The following is a 17,086-nucleotide window of genomic DNA, read 5'->3' as shown; positions in this document are numbered from 1 at the left end:
CGAGGATAGGACGTTGCCACGCGACGTGAAGAACCCAGTGATTGGGTTCTTTTTTTGTATTTTCACGCCAATTTAAATGGCTGAACTGTTAGTCAAGAAAACCATAGAAACCGGTTACGCGACTGGGTCTTAACCGCGCGGCGGTTTTTAAGGTCGAGATGGTAGACGGCTTGGTTAAGCAATCACCAGATTATCGGGCAACATAGTCACTGGGCTGCGTCGGATGACGGTCCGTGTGCTATGATAGTGAAGTGATGTTTTGGTGAAAGAGTTTGAAAATCAACTTAAGACTAGGAATGGGTGGAAAAAGGATGAAAAGGTATCGGAACTACCGATTAAGTCTGGGATGGCAAATCCTAATTGGCTTAATCTTGGGAATCGTACTTGGAGCGGTCTTCTACGAGAATAAACTCGCCATCACCGCCATGCAGAATATAGGGAACATGTTTATCGGCCTGATTCAAATGATCGTGCTGCCAATCGTGGTCTCGTGTCTGACCGTCGGTATCGCCAACATGGGCGATATCAAGAAACTCGGTCGGGTCGGTGGGAAGACCATTATCTACTTCGAAGTCATGACCACCATCGCAATTGCGTTAGGGCTGCTGATTGGGAATGTTTTCCATCCTGGGACGTTTATCGACATTCATCAACTACATAGTACGGATATCAGTCAATACGTCTCTACGGCCAAATCAGCCAAGAATACGGGCATCTGGGCGACCCTCATGGGCATCATCCCGACCAACTTCTTCAAGTCGTTGGGTGAAGGGGACATGATGCCAGTCATCTTCTTCTCCGTCTTCTTCGGACTAGGAACGGCGGCAATCGGTGAAAAGGGTAAGATCATCATCGACTTCCTGGACGCCGTTTCACAAGTCATGTTCAAGGTCACGAACTGGGTCATGCACACGGCACCTATCGGGGTCTGTGCCTTGATTGGGGTCACGATTGCGCAAATGGGGCTATCGGCCCTAGCGCCGCTGGGATACTTCATCGTGCTGGCGTACGGGACCATGCTCCTGTTCATCCTGGTCTTCATGGGACTGGTTGCCCGGCTCTTCGGGTTCCGGCTCTGGGAACTCTTAGTGGTGATCAAGGATGAAGCCGTCTTGGCCTTCTCCACGGCCAGTTCTGAAGCCACGTTACCGCGGCTGATCGATAAGATGGATAAGTTCGGGGTCAGTCAAGGTATCGTGTCCTTCGTGATTCCGACCGGCTATACGTTTAACCTGGATGGGTCCGCCATCTATCAATCACTGGCCGCTTTATTCTTAGCTCAGGCTTACAACATTCACCTGAGTCTGGGGCAACAGATCACCTTGCTAGTGGTCTTGATGATCACTAGTAAAGGGATGGCCGGGGTACCTGGAGCGTCCTTTGTGGTTCTGTTGGCGACCGTCTCGACGATTGGTGTGCCGATGAGTGGGTTGACCTTCATCGCCGGTATCGACCGACTGGTAGATATGGGCCGGACCGCGGTCAACGTGGTGGGGAACTCCTTAGCCACAGTGGTTATCGGTAAATCAGAACATGAATTCAGTGAAGAAAAGAGTCAGGCCTACTTAGCCCAGATTCGGCATAAGGAAGCTTAACTGATTAAACGCAAAACGCACCTGTCAGATCGTTAATGATCTGGCAGGTGCGTTTTTTTATGATCAAGAGTTGTTGGCGTTATGCCAGCGCAATCAGGTCACGCTGGGCGCGCTTGCGGGGTGATTCCCATCAGCCCATGGGGTTGCCAAGTGACGATGATTAACCGTTCGATGACGGTTTGGCATAACGAGACTTTTCGATACAAACGGCATCTTGGCGTTCAAACGGACACGGCGTCAGTCACTGGCCACTTTCTCCCCGCTGAATTCCTTCAACGGTGAAGCCCAGAATCCTGGCTAGCACGTCAATGCATCATGGCTGGATTGGGCCGAAAAAATGGGGTGGCTCAAGCTTGGATGGTCCGTAGACGGGGCTACTGGTCGGTTCCCAAACGAATTCGAGAAAGTCAAACGGCTAGCTGATCAACTACAACGTTGATCCCGTTTGAGGTAAACGGCGAACCGAACAAGTAGCTTTAATGCAGTCGGCATCGATCGCCGTATCAAGCAACGGCGTCCGAGACGGGAAAGCGGGTCGCGGTCACGTCAAAGCGTCAACCAAGAGGTGTGAACGCTGACGAACTTTCCCACCGGCAAGTGATCACAACACGATCCGGGGTCATCTTTAACTGTTGTCATTGTTCCCACCTCCTTTAAGGTCAAAGTCTAGATAAATTAAAAGCGCCCAGCAACGACTAGCTGGGCGCATCGAAATTCATGCGAGTTTAAAACAGGCTAGTCGTTGAGTTTTAGCACTATACGGCGTAGTTTGTTCAACAGCTACATTAGATCAGGCCTTCGTTGACCTGAACAGCTGACTCATTGGCATCTCTCGATGTTTCTGAGTAGTAGCATTTTCCGTATAGGAGCCTCACCTAACAGCTTCTAATTGATTACACTGGTTAGTATAAAGGATGGTTGGCCAAAACGCAACCAAAACACGCCGACCTAACTCGGATCGACGCATTGAACGCAATTTTCGGAGTGGAAGTTTCGTAAATTAGTCCAGCCAACTAGTTTAGAATGATTCTTGATTAGTGGGCAAAAAACGCGTATGCTAAAGAAGAGTCAGAGATTAGAATTTGAGGGGAGCTAGTTTTTTATGAACTTTATTGGAACCGAATTACCCGATTTTCAAGTCAACGCTTATCAGGATGGGGACGTTCACGCGGTCACAACGCAGGATCTTTTAGGCCACTGGTCCATTCTCTTCTTTTACCCGGCTGATTTTTCATTCGTTTGTCCAACGGAACTAGGCGACTTAGCGGACCACTACGCAGCATTTAAGGCCCAAAACGCTGAGATCTACAGTGTTTCCGAGGACACGGAGTTCGTGCACCAAGCCTGGCACGAACGGAGCCCTGAGGTCGGTAAGGTCGCGTATCCGATGTTGGCCGACCCGGCGGGCACCTTAGCACGGCACTACCAAGTCTTAAACGCGGACTTGGGCCAAGCTTACCGGGGCGTCTTTATTCTGGATCCGGCAGGCAAAGTCCGTTCCTACACGATCAATGACATGGGAATCGGCCGGAATGCCGAAGAAGTCTTACGGACGTTGACCGCCGCCCAGTTCGTAGCTGAGCACGGCGACCGAGTCTGCCCCGCAAACTGGCACAAGGGCGATGCGACCCTGAAGCCAGGGACCGACTTGGTTGGGAAGCTTTAAACTTAGAGATGACAAAAGGGAGCGGTTTTTTCCGCTCCCTTTTTTGTAGATTTAAGAATTACAGACCTTGTTTGATTTGGGCGTACCGTTGGGCGTACCAATCTTCCCAAGTCGTGTCCTTTAAGGAACCATCGGCGTTGTATGCAATCCCCACGGTCTTTAAGATATTGAGGAACAATTGCCGCTTGTTCCGCAGAACACCAGCGATCAATTGGTCGGGGGAGAAGAACCGGTTTTCAAACAGGTAGGTGTTGATATCGTTCATTGAATAGTCGACCCGAAAATCAGATAAGATTTCCAAATCGTTGGTCTTGTAGTGCCGTAAATAAAAGTGGGCGAACTCAGTTAACGCCGTGTCCTGTGCGCCTTCGTCTAAGTCCGTGATTAAAGTTGAATCTGCCAAAGCGTGGAACCTCCTCTAAAATACTCATGCTGCTGACCACCGCTGATCAGTCTTCTAAATCTATTATGGCACATTTTGTGGTCGGGTAAAGTCTCCCGCAATCATTTTTCGGGTGATTCCGTTTTCAATTTGACCAACCAGTAGATATTCTCATCAATTTGCCAGGCGGTGAGCGCTACGGCGCCGTAGTGTATAATAAGAACCTAGACGGCTAGGTCGGTGAAGTAACTCACTGGCCTAGTCAGCAGACCACCCGCATAGATGCGGGAAAGGGGAGTTAGTGGAAGATGGAAGTGTTAGTTGTGGGGGCCAACGGACAGATTGGTCGCCAGTTAGTGACCCAATTGCGGCAACGTGGCGACGTGCCGCTGGCTGGCTTGAGTCCCGTAGAAGACGGTGAGGACTGGGAAGACCTGGGCGTGACCGTTCGGCGAATCGACCTGTTGTGCAAGCCGGAGCGTCTAGCCAGTGCGATGCTGGGGGTGGACGCCGTGATCTTTGCGGCTGGTTCCGGTGGTCGGACCAAGGATGACATGACCCTGTTGATTGACTTAGATGGGGCGGTCAAGACCATGCAGGCTGCGGAAATCGCGGGAGTTTCGCGGTTCTTGATGATCAGCATGTTGTTTGCGGAAGACCGCAATCGGTGGGCTGACCCGCTGAAGCCGCTATACGTTGCGAAGTTTTACGCCGACCATTGGCTGACCCATCAGACCCACTTGGCCTACACCATCGTAGAGCCCGGCGCGCTGTCCTTTCACGCACCGACCGGTCGGTTCCAGAGTGATCCGTTAGCCGTGGGGAGCATCTCCCGGGCCGACGTGGCCGCCTTTCTAGTGGCTGCGCTCCACGACGACCGGACGATTGGCAAGACCGTTCCGTTACTGAGTGGAACGCTGAGTTTGCCGGAGCTGTTGGACCAGTTGTAGGTGCTTGTAACCTAGAATCATAAAGGGAGGTTCCCATGTTAGTGCGAACGCTCTATCAGCCAGCAAAACCAACACTGTTAATGTCGTTGCATCCGGCGATGGCGACCCGGATTCAGCGTCAGGAAAAGGTTCTGGAATTTCGCAAACGGTTCTTCGCGCACCCGTTTCAGGCCTTCGTGTGCATCACGGGGCCGCAGGGCGGTGTCGGCCTTTTCTTAGACGTTGACCAGCCGGAAGAGGGCGACGTTGCGACCCTGATTCAACGGGGGATGCAAGTGCAACGGGACGACCCGGCGGCGTTGCGGCAGTACTTTGGCACCGCTGAGCGGGGACTGGCATTGCCGATTCGGACCGCAGCGACCCTATCCTTGGTGCCGCGTGACCAATTACGGGCCAAGTTTCCGGGATTCGTGGCACCCCGCGCCTACCAGTTCTTGGATAAACCGGCCAAGCGGCCACTATTAAATGATTTATTAACCAGCGACGTCCAATCCTCTTGGACGCGCACTTAAAAACGCAATGCTAATCAGCATTGCGTTTTTTGGTGGTGCGGTGATCGTGCCGGGTACTGAATTCGGCCAGGAGAATGGCCAGCCACAGTGCACCGCAGAGAATGGTCAGGTTGTTGGCCAGCGGACCGGCTAGAGTGAGCCAGCTGATGATTGTCATCAGTGTTAGCAGGAGCGTTATCAGGTAAGCCCAACGACGACAACGCTGCCACCGGCTGATTGATGAATCGTCACTGATGGCGTCCGTAAATTCCCGCAGGCGCGTAATGGCTAAAAGGTTCAGCAGGCCCATCACGTCTAGCGTGATTTTAGCGATCAGCAGGTGTTGGGTAAAAAGGATCGCCACGATGAAGCAGACGTTGATCACCAGAAGTAACTGGGTGATTGGCCGGATCCGGCGGAGGACTTCGGGCTTACGCAGCGTTTCGGTAACGCCGGCGTCTTCCTTGATCAGCGTATCTAGTGACAGGTGGTAATAATCACTCAGGCGAATCAGGCTGTCGATGTCGGGATAGCTATGACCCGTTTCCCAACTCGAAATGGTTTGTCGTGTGACGTTTAGCGCTTGGGCCACGGTGGCCTGAGTTAAGTGCTGGGCCTGGCGAGCTTGTTTCAACCGTTCTCCAAATTCCATTGGATCATCTCCCCTTAGTTAAGTTCAGCATAGCAAAGGTCACCCTAAAAGACGAGCAAAGATTCTAAGCATGGTTGCTGGACCGGGCTTAGACGGCTTGGGGAAATTAGTGGAAGTCTTTTGTTGGCAACAAAAAAACGACGCCGCAAGCGACGTCGTTTAGCGTTTTTAAGACTTTAAATTTATTGTTCTTCGTACCATGAGTAGTGGAAGTTTCCTTCACGGTCACGACGTTCGTAGGTGTGAGCACCGAAGTAGTCCCGTTGTGCTTGCAGCAAGTTTGCTGGCAGCACTTCTGCCCGGAAACTGTCGTAGTAGGTGATGGCAGCGGAGAAGCTTGGGACTGGAATCCCGGCTTGAACGGCCGTAGCAACCACGTCACGAACGGATTGTTGATACTTGGCTGCGATGTCCTTGAAGTAGCTGTCGAACAACAAGTTGCTCAACTTAGGATCCTTTTCAAAGGCATCCGTGATGTTTTGCAGGAATTGGGCCCGGATGATGCATCCGCCACGCCAAATCTGTGCTAATTCACCAAACTTCAAGTTCCAGTCGTAGGTTTCGGAAGCGACCCGGAGTTGTTCGAACCCTTGGGCGTAACTCATCAACTTACTGAAGAAGAGGGCTTGACGAACCTTTTCAACGAATTCAGTCTTGTCACCAATTTCGGCCTTGCCTTGCTTGGCAGCAGCTGGCAATTCCTTGGAAGCCTTGACCCGTTCGTCCTTCATCATGGAGATGTACCGGGCGTAAACGGATTCGGTGATGACAGATTGTGGCACTTGGATGTTCAACGCATCTTCGGAACTCCACTTACCAGTTCCTTTGTTGTTCCCACGGTCCAAGATGGCATCGACGATTGGCAAGTTCTTGTCGTCGCCCAAGTCATCCTTACGCGTCAAAATGTCAGCGGTGATTTCGATCAAGTAGCTATCAAGTTCACCCTTGTTCCATTCCTTGAAGATGTCCGCCATTTCGTCAACGGAGATTCCGGCAACGTTGCGCATGATGTTGTAGCTTTCGTCGATCAGCTCTTCATCACCGTATTCGATCCCGTTGTGGACCATCTTAACGTAGTGACCTGCACCGTTCGGGCCGATGTAGGAGACACATGGCTTGCCATCTTGCGGTGCTTTAGCAGAGATTTGTTCCAAGATTGGGGCAACTAGGTCGTAAGCTTCCTTTTGGCCGCCAGGCATCAGGGAAGGACCTTGTAAGGCACCCAGTTCACCACCGGAAACCCCCATGCCGATGAAGTTGATCCCGGACTTGTCGAGTTCCGCGTTCCGGGCCATGGTGTCATGGAAGTTCGTGTTCCCACCATCAATCAGGACATCACCTTTGTCCAGCAATGGTAAGAGTTCTTGAATGACGGCGTCAGTTGGCTTACCAGCCTTGACCATCAAGAGAATCCGCCGAGGCGTTTCCAGGGACTTCACGAAGTCTTCAACGTTATAACTTGGAATCAAGTTCTTGTCGCTGTGATCCTTCATGACGTCCTTGGTCCGGTAATCGGAACGGTTGTAGATTCCAACCGTGTATCCGCGACTTTCAATGTTCAGGGCTAAGTTCTTGCCCATGACCGCCATACCAACAACACCAATGTTTGCTTGTTTGTCTGCCATTAGTAACCTTCCTTTGTGTATCAGAATTAAAATCAGGCTTTACAGCGTTAAGTGTATCATCTCACAAAGTGAAAGTGAAATAATATGACTTACTTTTTGAAAACCGGAACGACGTTTTCAAAAAGGGGAGGGTAGTGGCTGAAATGGGTGAGTTGCTCTGGCGTTCGTCACAATCAAACCGTCAATGGCACTATTCAACGCAAAAAAATCCGTTTCCCCTCTGAGCAGAAGGAAACGGATTTTTTAGAGTGCTATTGATTACTTGTTTAAGCGGTAGATCCATTCACGGTGATCGCGTTGGATGAGTTCTTCAGCCGCAGCAGGTCCCATAGAATGTGGCGTGTAGTTCGGGAACTGTGGTTCTTGTAAGTCCCAGACCCGCCGAATCTGGTCGACGAACTTCCAAGCGTAGGAGACTTCTGGCCAGCTGGAGAAGTTGGTCCCGTCACCCTTCAAGACGTCATGCAACAGACGTTCGTAAGGTTCTGGCGTTTCCGCGGACTTGGCAGCATCGACCATGTAGTCCAACTTGATAGGTTCCGTCTGGAAACCAGCGTCGGCAGTCTTGGCGTTCAACTGCAGGGAGAACCCAGCGTGTGGTTCCACGAAGATCGTCAAAACGTTGGCCGCCAGTGGCGTCGATTGACTCTGGGGGAACGCGAAGATGTCGACTAACGGCTTCTTGAAGACCACGTCCACTCGAGTGAACTTGTCGGCTAACATCTTACCCGTCCGGACGTAGAATGGCGTCCCGGACCAGCGGTAGTTGTCGAATAACAACTTCCCGGCCACGAAGGTTTCAGTAGTTGAGTCGTGTGGGACATTGTCTTCGTGACGGTAGTCGGGTTGGTTATCGATGGCGCCATATTGGCCCCGAACGAAGTTAGTGGCGGCATCCGCAACGTTGTAGACCCGCAGGCTCCGTAGTGCCTTGACCTTTTCAGCCCGGATATCGGTATCCGTGAAGGCGACCGGTTGTTCCATGGCTAACAGGCTGACGATTTGCATGATGTGGTTTTGGACCATATCACGCAGCGCCCCACTGTTATCGTAGTAGGAAGCCCGTTCTTCGACCCCTAGCTTTTCGGACAACGTGACTTGTATGTTGTCGATGTACCGGTTGTTCCACAGGGATTCAACCAGCGTGTTGCCGAACCGCAGGGCTTCGATGTTTTGAATCATTTCCTTACCCAAGTAGTGGTCGATCCGGAAGATTTGTTCTTCTTCGAAGGACTTGCTTAAGGCGTCGTTTAATTGCTTAGCAGAGTCGTAGTCGCGACCGAATGGCTTTTCGATAACCAGACGGTTGAAAGCGTCCTTGTTAGTCGACATTAAGCCTTGGGTCTTCAAGTCTTGGGCAATCGTGCCAAAGAATTGTGGGGCCATGGACAGGTAGAAGATCCGGTTACCTTGTAACTTGTACTTCTTGTCCAACTTTTCGGCGGCATCCTTCAAGACGGAGTAGTGCGCCGTATCCGTTACGTCGTGAGCCTGGTAGTAGAAGTGGGAGATAAAGTCCGAAGCTTCCTTGGAATCAGCACGGTTACCGCTGTCCGCCAGTGACTTCTTGATAGCGGCCCGGAACTTGTCATCGGTCATAGTTTGACGAGACGTCCCGAGAACAGCAAAGTGCGTGCGCAGATTGCCTTTCTTATATAAGTTGAAAAGACTCGGGTAAAGTTTCCGGTAAGCCAAGTCACCGGTACCACCGAAGAACATGAATAAAGCTGTACGTTCAGTTGCCACGAGATAGTCACTCCTTAAGTGAAATTCTAATGTGATGTTATATGATTCTAGCAAGTTACGTGTTGAGAACACGGGTTGTACATCGGTTAAAACGAGAAGGGCAAGTTCAACTCGTTACCGCGAGGGTCTAAGCGCTTTCGTCTAGACCACTTCGAAATTCATTATACGCTACCCGCCTGTGAAAAGCGACCATTTTAAAGCAAGAATTTAAATTTTTGACAACCGGTTGCAATGCCGTAGAATCAACGTTTTCATTAAATTCCCGCTTTCATGAAAACAAAATAAATCAGTGCGAAATGCTATGGAAACGGCTTTCGTGGAACCGCTTTTTTGTAATCGGTACCATTAAAATGCAAACCTAGATGGGTCGATACAGCATTTAGGCCCCCGGGTCGGGTCCCCAAGATCACCTCTAGCGGTACCACCTAAAGTTCCCATCTGGTGATCAGCGGAAACGCCCCCGACTCGTCACCGTTAATTTACCCAGAATCGCGGATCGATGCAAGGATTGTCCCTCCTAATTGAGGAGTTAATTTAAGGACGTTTTTAGTTTGCTAAAGAAAAGCTAAACTCTGCAAAGTTTATGTAACTAAATTGTACGAAATCTGTTATACTACGAGACGGTTAAAAAAAGTGTCGGTGGCTGACCATCGACGAGACTAAGGGGTCTGAACAATGAAAAAAATGATGGTTGCATTAACTGGATTAGTCACGTTAGCAACGTTGGGGGCGACGGTACCCGCAACGCCAATCACGGCCAATGCCGCGAAATCGACTAAGTCGACTTACGTGAGCCCAAGCCTGAAGGTCAACGCCATTTACAGTAACGCTAAGAAGGTTACGGGGACGGCGACTAAGGGTGTTAAGATCCAAGTTAAGAAGTCTAAGAACGCTAAGAAGGTCTTGGGTAGTGCGACGGCTTCTAGCAAGACGGGGAAATTCACGGTTAAGTTATCCAAGTCCTTAAAGACGAACAGCAACGTGTACGTCTACGCGACGAACACCAAGACTAAGGCTTACTTCTACCGGATCATCCGGGTTCAGGCAGCGGCAACTAAGGCAGCTACCAAGAAGACTACGACCAAGAAGTCAACGAAGAAGACGACTAAAAAGACCACGACGAAGAAGACCGCAGCTAAGAAGACTACGGCCAAGAAGACGGTCAGCTACGGCGTTAAGACGCCTACGGGAACTTGGAAGTCTAACACGGCCAAGAAGTACTCCCAAAAGATTGTCTTCAGTCAAAAGACGGGTTACAACCAAACCCTGTACAAGAATGGTAAGAAGGTTAAGACTTTAGTATCCTACGCGAAGTACGACGTTGATGCTAAGACCCCAACGTTCTGGAAGATTACCTACACGCCTAAGGGCGCCAAGAAGGCTTCCTCATTCTACCTGCGGTTCACGTCCGCTAAGAAGTTCAAGATCGTTAACGCCAAGAACCAGGTCGTAAAGACCAAGGCCGGCGTTGCCCCAGCAGCTAACTGGACGTTTACTAAGAACTAAACCAAGTTAGTTAAAGGCGCTCTTCCCCATCAAACGGGAAGAGCGCCTTTTTGGTTAGTGTGGTAAATGCGGGCGCTTAATCAGCCGGCTGGTCTTCGTCATCGTTGTCATCTGCGTCGAGGAGCGGATTGAAGGCTTTGTCACGCAGACTCTTGCCCTTTAACCCCGCGTTATCTAACCGGCTAGCGGTGTCGTAGCCCAGCTGCTGGCTCTTATCGACGAAGTATTGGCGGACCAGCATTTCATAGTGCCAGAAGTCCCGTTCGTACTGGTCGTAACTCGCCAGGTGCTGCCAAGGACGGGACCGTAACAGGTAGCCCACGAAGTGCCGGATCAAGACGTGGTGACTAGCTCGTTCGAAGTCGGGATAGGTTTCCGGAAAGTTGGTCTTGACCCATTTCAGCCAGCTAGCATCCTTCTGGAAGTTATAGGTGAAGTCCAGAAACGCCATCTGACCTTCTCCCAAGCGGTTGAGTAAGGTCTGGTCCGGATACCGTGCCGTGTTGTGGTGCAGGGCGTCGATCAACTTTTGAGGCTGGACCTTCTGGTTGTACAGGGGCACGTTGAATAGGATCACCCCAGAGCTAATGTACTTCTGCGAGTCCTTGAGTTCGGGGAACTCGGGCTTTTGGAAGACGGCCTTTTGACTATAGTAGAAAAAGTCGGGCACGGCCGCAAAGAGCTTGTCATCCGGGCACAGGTCGAACATCGGGGTGATGTCGCCGTAGACTAGGGTGTCGTTATCTAAGTAGAGCTGGCGGTCATAGTTCGGGAAGAAGCTGGGAGCGAAGAGCCGCCAGGTCACCACCAGTGGGAACCGCTCGTTGTGGTAGTCGTCGAAGTCGGCCCGGGTGATCGGTGGATTGAAGAAGTAGACCTTCACCTGGGGCTTATGGAACCGCTCGGGCAGACTCCGCACCAGTTCAATGTCTGAGTTGAAGATGTCGTCACCCATGACCAAGACGTCCAGAGGCTCGGCGCTTTGGTAGTGGTCGATGACTGAGGCTAGTGATGTGGCCGTTAACAGGATATCTAGCCGGCTTACTGTATAGATTAAAGCGTGTTTTGCCATAGTCAGTCCCCCCTAGAGACGTGCATCGTGAATGCGCCCTCAATCCCAGCGGGTCAGCGTCTCACGACTTATCAGTTGGTTAATCTTCTTAATTGTAGGTGTCTTAAAAAAGGGTGTCAACTGCTTAGGACCTACCGGAAACAACTTGCTGAAATTAGGGGCTGGGCGTAAAAAAGACGCGAGCTGGGAAGCTCACGCCTTTGGAGGAAAAACTGGGAGAATTGAATTAGTTGGTTGCGAGTTGTTGCTTGGCTGGCGTCGCAGTCTTAGCGACCCGTGGCTTGTATCCAATCAAGCGCATCGCGTTGAAGATGACGACCAGGATCGACGCTTCGTGAACGAACATCCCACTGGCCATGTAGATGTAACCGTAGATTAAACCGATTAACAGGAAGACCACGGTCAAGATGGCAATCGTGATGTTTTGCTTGGTGTTCGCAGAGGTCTTCTTGGCTAACCCGACCGCGTGGTTCAAAGCGGTGAAGCTGGATTGCATCAAGACCACGTCGGCCGTTTCGATCGCGACGTCGGTCCCACCGCCCATGGCGATTCCGATGTTGGCCGTAGCTAAGGAAGGACTGTCGTTGATCCCGTCACCGACAAAGGCAACGTTACGACCTTGGTCTTGGAACTTCTTGACGAACTTGACCTTGTCAGCGGGAAGTAAGTCGGCGTGAACTTCGTCGATTGCCAGCGAAGAGGCAACGGCGTCGGCGGTGGCTTGGTTATCACCGGTCAACATGACTAAGTGCTTGATGCCTTGACGCTTCAAGGCTAAGAGTGCGGCTGGAACTTCTGGCCGAATCTGGTCAGCGACACCTAAGATGTAGGCTAACTTGCCTTGGTAACCCACTAAGACCGTGGATTGACCTTCGTCTTGCATCTTGTGGAGGTCTTGTTCCTGTTGATCCGTTAACGTAATACCGTTGGCGGTCAATAACTTGGCGTTCCCAACGTAGAGTGGGGCGTCATTCCAGGTGCCGACCATCCCTTGACCCTTGACGGTCTGGGTGTCCATGGCACCAGTAGCGGCTTGCAGGTGAGCGGCTAAGTGTTGCGTAATGGCTTGGGCTAAGGGGTGGTCAGAAGCCTGTTCGACTTGGGCCACACCAGCTAAGAGACTGTCATCCTTGCTGTAACGTTGCATGTCCGCAACCGTCATCTTACCCGTGGTCAGGGTACCCGTCTTATCGAAGACTAAGGTGTCGACTTTGGCCAGACTATCGACCACGTCGCCCCCCTTAATTAAGATACCGTGCTTGGCACCGTTCCCGATACCGGCAACGTTGGAGACGGGCGCACCGATGACCAAGGCCCCAGGGCAACCCAGAACCAGAACCGTGATGGCTAACCGTAAGTTTTGGGAGAAGATGAAGACTAGGATCGCAATGACTAAGACTGCGGGCGTGTAGTATTGGGCAAACTTATCAATGAACTTTTCGGCAGGAGACTTGGTGTCTTGGGCTTCTTCGACCAATTCGATGATCTTGGAGAACGTGGTCTCGTCACCGACTTGGGTAGCTTCGATCTGGAGGGTCCCGCTTTCCACGATGGCCCCGGAGTAGACGCCGTCACCAGATTGCTTGTTGATGGGCCGGGATTCACCGGTAATGGAGGCTTCGTTGACGTAGCCAGAGCCGTCGGTCACTTTACCATCGACAGGGACCTGGCCCCCGGCCTTGACTAAGACCACGTTGCCTTCTTCTAGGTCGTCGACGTCGACTTCACTGGTCGAGCCGTCGTCTGCTAAAAGGGTGGCGGTGGTGGGTGCCATTTCCGTTAAGGATTGAATGGCGCCCCGAGTCTTGGCTAAAGTCTTCTGTTCCAGGTAAGAACCGAAGAGGAAGAGGAAGGTCACAATGGCGGATTCTTCGAATTCACCAATCGCGAAGGCCCCGATAACGGCGATACCGACTAAGAGTTCAATACTGAAGACCTTGGCGCGTAATGCGCTGATGGCCCGTAAGACGATGGGGGCAGCGGCGATTACGGAGGCGATGATCCAGGCCGTGTCGGTGACGTACGGGACGTGGGTGAACCAGGCGTTGAGGAAGCCCAGGACGATTAGGCCCGCGGACCAGAAAGTAATGGGAGTGGTGTGTTGATAGATATAACGTTGAAATGCCATGAGAAATCGTTCCTTTCTAAAATTGCTATGGCTGACGGTTTGAATAAATTGATGATTGCTAATTGATGTGTTCATCATAAGGCGGATCGGCGATGATTAACTTGATGTGAATCAAGTTGGTGAAAAAAGATTAGCTAGCTTGATGAACACATCGCTGATCACTTAACAGGACCTATTATGGGCCGGACTCGGTGGGATTAACTTGATGCAAATCAAGTCTGGTAAAAAAGGGGATAATTTTTGGGAATTGGCGTGAATTTCAGGGCCGCTAACTGGCCGGTATTGTGATGTTACTGGCTCTATCTATTGTGAATTGAGAGAGTTATAACCCAGCCATACAAGGGGGTTAACGCCACAATACCAGCTATCCAAGGCAGGAGTTTCTTCCTTACTTGGATACATAGTCACGTGAATGCCAAGTTTTGAGTATGCCTCGGAATCTAGTGATCATGATGATTAAAAGTAAGTTCATCAAGAGACTCATCAAAAACTTGCAATTTAGTATTTCGTCTCTTTCGATGTGTTATATTGAGCGCGTAGAAAAAGAGATCAACTCTTGAGCGTCTATCTCCAGAAAAACAGTTGTAGCCGTTTCAAGAACGATGACTGTTAGTTAGAATTAGGATTTAGTTACATGATCATTGGTCTTTCCCAAACCGGCCAAAGTTTGAGGGAAAGGCTATTTTTGTTGTCTCGGTAGATGCTGTACAGCAAGGAAATTACTGCAACACCTAAGGACAACCATGATACAAGCATCACGGGGCCTCCAGCTAGATTTGTACTTCATTACCCGATAAGGCGGTTGCCCCACCGCACCCCCATTGGTCATCGCCTCAACTCGGTGGCCAATGGAACACTTCTTAGATTTAAAACGGCGCCGTTGCGACCATTCTGTCCAAAAGTAAAGCCCCACTTCCGGCATGGAAGTGGGGCTTTACTAGCTCGCAGTCTAGTGAGAATTAGTCTTCGTCATCGTCATCATCGTCTTCATCCAGGCCGTCGCGGGCATCGTTGCCTAAGAGGGCTTGGAGCTCCCGGATGATGTGGTTATTGGTCCCCCGCAAGTCAACTAAGAAGGCTGCAAGCGCTGGCCGTTCCTCTTTTTCGGCTAACTTGATGGCCCGGTCGATGAAGAGGTTGTGGGTGTCGGCGTCGTGGACCAGTTCGTTAACTTGGTCTTCAGCACTGTAGTACTTCTTGTCGCCGCCTTCTTGGAGCATGTTGTAATCGTGATACTCCTGAGTGGTGGTTGAGACGATTTCACCCTCGTCGAGTAACAGTTCACCTAAAGCGTCGAATTGACGCCGGTAAGTGGCGATGTACTCGGTCAGCAGTTGCCGAACGCTTAGGGCTAACGGCCCCTTAACGGACCAGCGAACTTGGTGGAACTTCACGATGGAGATGTGCAGGTTAGCCAGGATGTGGTTGGTCATGGCCCCAGCGGTTGGGACGTGGTGGTCGTGTTCAGTTTGAGCTTGTTCAGCAGCGTAGCGGTCTTCAATAGTAGTGGTCATTGGGAGATAACTTCCTTTCGTTTTGGCGAGATTAGAGTGCTTTTACTTTGGAACTCTTGACGGTGTAGCCTAAGTCGGTGACCACGTTAGCCAGGTCATCGGCGTTGGTTTCACTGTCGTCGAATTCAGCTTTGATTTTGCTGGCGTTAAACAGGACTTTGACGTTCTTCACGCCGTCGTGCTTGCCTAAGGCGCCTTCGATCTTAGTCATGCAAGATGGGCAAGTCAGGTCGTCTAATTTCATGGTTACTTTATTCATAATGAATTCCTCCTGTCTTGATTACATAAGTTAGTATACGGTCGGCAGACCGGAAAATACTTGACTCAAATCAAGTTGTCGAAAAAAGTTGCTTTTTTTCGCCATTAATTTTAAAAAGTGGAAAATTCGCCCGCTGATTAGTTTGGGGATGGCGCCGAGTAGGTGTTTCGCTTTCCCGGTAATTATGCGACAATAAAGCCAATTAGATGAAAGAATAAGTGAGGGAACAACATGTTTAAAATCAAGCAAGAAGTGAGTCTCTTTGGGATTCTTGCCGCGACCTTACTCCTGAACGCTGCGGCGGCGTGTATGTGGCCTTTGACCACGGTGTATATGCATAATCAACTCCACCAAACACTGGCCTTAGCGGGGGTCGCGCTCCTGGGGATGTCCCTGTGTATGATTCTAGGCAACTGGCTGGGGGGCTGGTTGTTCGATAACTGGTCACCGTTTAAGTCTGGTTTGTTGGGAACGGTCTGTTCGCTGGTACCGATGGTCACACTGATCTTCTTCCACGGGTGGCCAATCTTCGGTATCCTGTTGCTGTTCATTGGCTTGGGCGACGGTATCGTGATGACTGTGGTCAATTCGTATGCAGCCAACGTTAAAACAATTGCCAGCCGGAAAGTTTTTAACTACCTCTATATTGGGATGAACTTGGGGGTCGTGATTGGGACCCTGATGGTGGGGTACCTGATGGACCACGGAGTCGTCTTGGTCTTCTCGGTCGCGGCCGTTTTCTACCTGATTCAACTGGTGATCTTACTGGCGGACTTCCGGGTCAACCTGGTTACTGAAAAGACCGAACGGGCGACGGGGCCGGCTAAACCCGCCCATCTCCGGTTGATTTGGCTGATTGCGTTGATGGTCTTCTGCCTGTACCTGAGTTACTCGTTGTGGGAGAGTGTCATCTCGGTCCACATGACCGGCTTAGGGATTTCTTTTGAGAAATACAGTCTGTTGTGGACGTTGAACGGTTTGATGATTGTCTTTGGCCAACCCCTAGTTAACCGCCTGGGCGCGAATCTAAAACTCAGTACCCAGATTTTCACGGGAACGTTGATCTTTGTCCTCTCCTTCTTAATCTTGGTGTTTGCGAAGAGTTACGCGACGTTCGTGGTGACCATGATTATCCTGACGGTGGGGGAAATGACCGGGTTCCCGGGGATGCCAGCCTGGATCGACAGTCTGGCGGGGAACAATGATAAAGGGAAGTACCAAGGCCTCTACAACATGGCGATTTCCTTCGGTCGAGCCGTGGGACCCCTCTATGGTGGCCTGTTGATCGAGTATGGCAGTTATCAATCGCTGTTCTGGTCGGTCACGGCCATCATGTTGCTGTCCTTGGCCGCCGTGATGGTGCACAATCGGCAGATTCGCCACCGCCGGATCAAGCAAGACTAAGCGTGATGAAACTAAAACTGGCTGACTAATCGGACGCTGGTCTAAAAAAATACTAAGCTTAGAGGCATAGAAGTTACCCGACGGGGTGCTCCTATG

The 17,086-nt window shown here is 50.9% G+C and carries 14 protein-coding genes and 1 riboswitch; of the genes, 6 read left to right on the top strand and 8 right to left on the bottom strand.

Features of this window, described 5'->3' with window-relative positions:
* The first annotated feature begins 311 nt into the window (after nucleotides 1-311).
* Together FD30_RS06935 and FD30_RS06930 are read left to right on the top strand one after the other, a co-directional pair.
* Nucleotides 312-1,595: a cation:dicarboxylate symporter family transporter gene (locus tag FD30_RS06935; RefSeq protein ID WP_056944431.1), complete on the top strand. Its 1,284-nt coding sequence runs from the start codon at nucleotides 312-314 to the stop codon at nucleotides 1,593-1,595.
* 727 nt (nucleotides 1,596-2,322) lie between these two features.
* Nucleotides 2,323-2,485: riboswitch (M-box (ykoK) riboswitch) on the bottom strand.
* Nucleotides 2,486-2,697: 212 nt separating this feature from the next.
* On the top strand, nucleotides 2,698-3,261 hold the full coding sequence (locus FD30_RS06930; RefSeq protein WP_056944430.1) for a redoxin domain-containing protein: 564 nt from the start codon (nucleotides 2,698-2,700) through the stop codon (nucleotides 3,259-3,261).
* Between the two features lie 58 nt (nucleotides 3,262-3,319).
* Here FD30_RS06930 and FD30_RS06925 read toward each other — a convergent pair whose 3' ends face one another.
* Nucleotides 3,320-3,664: a hypothetical protein gene (locus tag FD30_RS06925; RefSeq protein ID WP_024747024.1), complete on the bottom strand. Its 345-nt coding sequence runs from the start codon at nucleotides 3,662-3,664 to the stop codon at nucleotides 3,320-3,322.
* 287 nt (nucleotides 3,665-3,951) lie between these two features.
* On the opposite strand from FD30_RS06925, the gene FD30_RS06920 reads away from it, so the two are divergent.
* Together FD30_RS06920 and FD30_RS06915 are read left to right on the top strand one after the other, a co-directional pair.
* Complete coding sequence (locus FD30_RS06920) at nucleotides 3,952-4,593, top strand: SDR family oxidoreductase (RefSeq protein ID WP_056944429.1); 642 nt, start codon at nucleotides 3,952-3,954, stop codon at nucleotides 4,591-4,593.
* Nucleotides 4,594-4,628: 35 nt separating this feature from the next.
* Nucleotides 4,629-5,105, top strand: a complete 477-nt coding sequence (locus FD30_RS06915; RefSeq protein WP_056944428.1) for a hypothetical protein — start codon at nucleotides 4,629-4,631, stop codon at nucleotides 5,103-5,105.
* A 10-nt stretch (nucleotides 5,106-5,115) separates the two neighbouring features.
* Here the strand turns inward: FD30_RS06915 and FD30_RS11440 are convergent, their stop codons facing one another.
* From FD30_RS11440 to zwf, 3 genes are all read right to left on the bottom strand, one after another.
* Nucleotides 5,116-5,736, bottom strand: coding sequence for a helix-turn-helix domain-containing protein (locus FD30_RS11440; RefSeq protein WP_082604835.1), 621 nt, complete (start codon nucleotides 5,734-5,736; stop codon nucleotides 5,116-5,118).
* Nucleotides 5,737-5,918: 182 nt separating this feature from the next.
* Nucleotides 5,919-7,361, bottom strand: a complete 1,443-nt coding sequence (gndA, locus tag FD30_RS06905) for an NADP-dependent phosphogluconate dehydrogenase (protein WP_024747028.1) — start codon at nucleotides 7,359-7,361, stop codon at nucleotides 5,919-5,921.
* A gap of 258 nt (nucleotides 7,362-7,619) precedes the next feature.
* Entirely contained in the window at nucleotides 7,620-9,107 is a 1,488-nt protein-coding gene (gene zwf / locus FD30_RS06900; RefSeq protein WP_024747030.1) for a glucose-6-phosphate dehydrogenase, read from the bottom strand.
* A gap of 675 nt (nucleotides 9,108-9,782) precedes the next feature.
* On the opposite strand from zwf, the gene FD30_RS06895 reads away from it, so the two are divergent.
* The gene (locus tag FD30_RS06895) at nucleotides 9,783-10,613 is read left to right on the top strand and encodes an Ig-like domain-containing protein (protein WP_056944427.1); all 831 of its coding nucleotides are present in this window, start codon (nucleotides 9,783-9,785) and stop codon (nucleotides 10,611-10,613) included.
* A gap of 76 nt (nucleotides 10,614-10,689) precedes the next feature.
* Here FD30_RS06895 and FD30_RS06890 read toward each other — a convergent pair whose 3' ends face one another.
* The 4 genes from FD30_RS06890 to FD30_RS06875 all read right to left on the bottom strand — a co-directional run bounded on the left by FD30_RS06890 (nucleotide 10,690) and on the right by FD30_RS06875 (nucleotide 15,586).
* A complete protein-coding gene (locus FD30_RS06890) occupies nucleotides 10,690-11,685 on the bottom strand; it encodes a glycosyltransferase (protein WP_056944426.1) in 996 nt (331 codons plus the stop codon).
* A gap of 226 nt (nucleotides 11,686-11,911) precedes the next feature.
* Nucleotides 11,912-13,813, bottom strand: coding sequence for a heavy metal translocating P-type ATPase (locus FD30_RS06885; protein ID WP_056944425.1), 1,902 nt, complete (start codon nucleotides 13,811-13,813; stop codon nucleotides 11,912-11,914).
* A gap of 959 nt (nucleotides 13,814-14,772) precedes the next feature.
* Nucleotides 14,773-15,327, bottom strand: a complete 555-nt coding sequence (locus FD30_RS06880) for a Dps family protein (protein ID WP_056944424.1) — start codon at nucleotides 15,325-15,327, stop codon at nucleotides 14,773-14,775.
* Nucleotides 15,328-15,358: 31 nt separating this feature from the next.
* Complete coding sequence (locus FD30_RS06875) at nucleotides 15,359-15,586, bottom strand: heavy-metal-associated domain-containing protein (RefSeq protein WP_056944423.1); 228 nt, start codon at nucleotides 15,584-15,586, stop codon at nucleotides 15,359-15,361.
* 231 nt (nucleotides 15,587-15,817) lie between these two features.
* Between FD30_RS06875 and FD30_RS06870 the strand changes: the two genes are divergently transcribed.
* Entirely contained in the window at nucleotides 15,818-16,990 is a 1,173-nt protein-coding gene (locus FD30_RS06870; RefSeq protein ID WP_056944422.1) for an MDR family MFS transporter, read from the top strand.
* Nucleotides 16,991-17,086: the final 96 nt, after the last annotated feature.

This window comes from Levilactobacillus namurensis DSM 19117, from assembly GCF_001434785.1.
GTDB lineage: Bacteria > Bacillota > Bacilli > Lactobacillales > Lactobacillaceae > Levilactobacillus > Levilactobacillus namurensis.
This window is presented reverse-complemented; position numbering and strand designations above follow the sequence as displayed.

Bases quoted from the DNA above. Each gene is read 5' to 3' on its own strand.
- FD30_RS06935 (WP_056944431.1), top strand. From the start codon at position 312: ATGAAAAGGTATCGGAACTACCGATTAAGTCTGGGATGGCAAATCCTA.
- FD30_RS06920 (WP_056944429.1), top strand. From the start codon at position 3,952: ATGGAAGTGTTAGTTGTGGGGGCCAACGGACAGATTGGTCGCCAGTTA.
- FD30_RS06915 (WP_056944428.1), top strand. From the start codon at position 4,629: ATGTTAGTGCGAACGCTCTATCAGCCAGCAAAACCAACACTGTTAATG.
- FD30_RS06895 (WP_056944427.1), top strand. From the start codon at position 9,783: ATGAAAAAAATGATGGTTGCATTAACTGGATTAGTCACGTTAGCAACG.
- FD30_RS06875 (WP_056944423.1), bottom strand. From the start codon at position 15,586: ATGAATAAAGTAACCATGAAATTAGACGACCTGACTTGCCCATCTTGC.
- FD30_RS06880 (WP_056944424.1), bottom strand. From the start codon at position 15,327: ATGACCACTACTATTGAAGACCGCTACGCTGCTGAACAAGCTCAAACT.
- FD30_RS06890 (WP_056944426.1), bottom strand. From the start codon at position 11,685: ATGGCAAAACACGCTTTAATCTATACAGTAAGCCGGCTAGATATCCTG.
- FD30_RS06930 (WP_056944430.1), top strand. From the start codon at position 2,698: ATGAACTTTATTGGAACCGAATTACCCGATTTTCAAGTCAACGCTTAT.
- FD30_RS06870 (WP_056944422.1), top strand. From the start codon at position 15,818: ATGTTTAAAATCAAGCAAGAAGTGAGTCTCTTTGGGATTCTTGCCGCG.
- FD30_RS06885 (WP_056944425.1), bottom strand. From the start codon at position 13,813: ATGGCATTTCAACGTTATATCTATCAACACACCACTCCCATTACTTTC.
- FD30_RS11440 (WP_082604835.1), bottom strand. From the start codon at position 5,736: ATGGAATTTGGAGAACGGTTGAAACAAGCTCGCCAGGCCCAGCACTTA.
- gndA (WP_024747028.1), bottom strand. From the start codon at position 7,361: ATGGCAGACAAACAAGCAAACATTGGTGTTGTTGGTATGGCGGTCATG.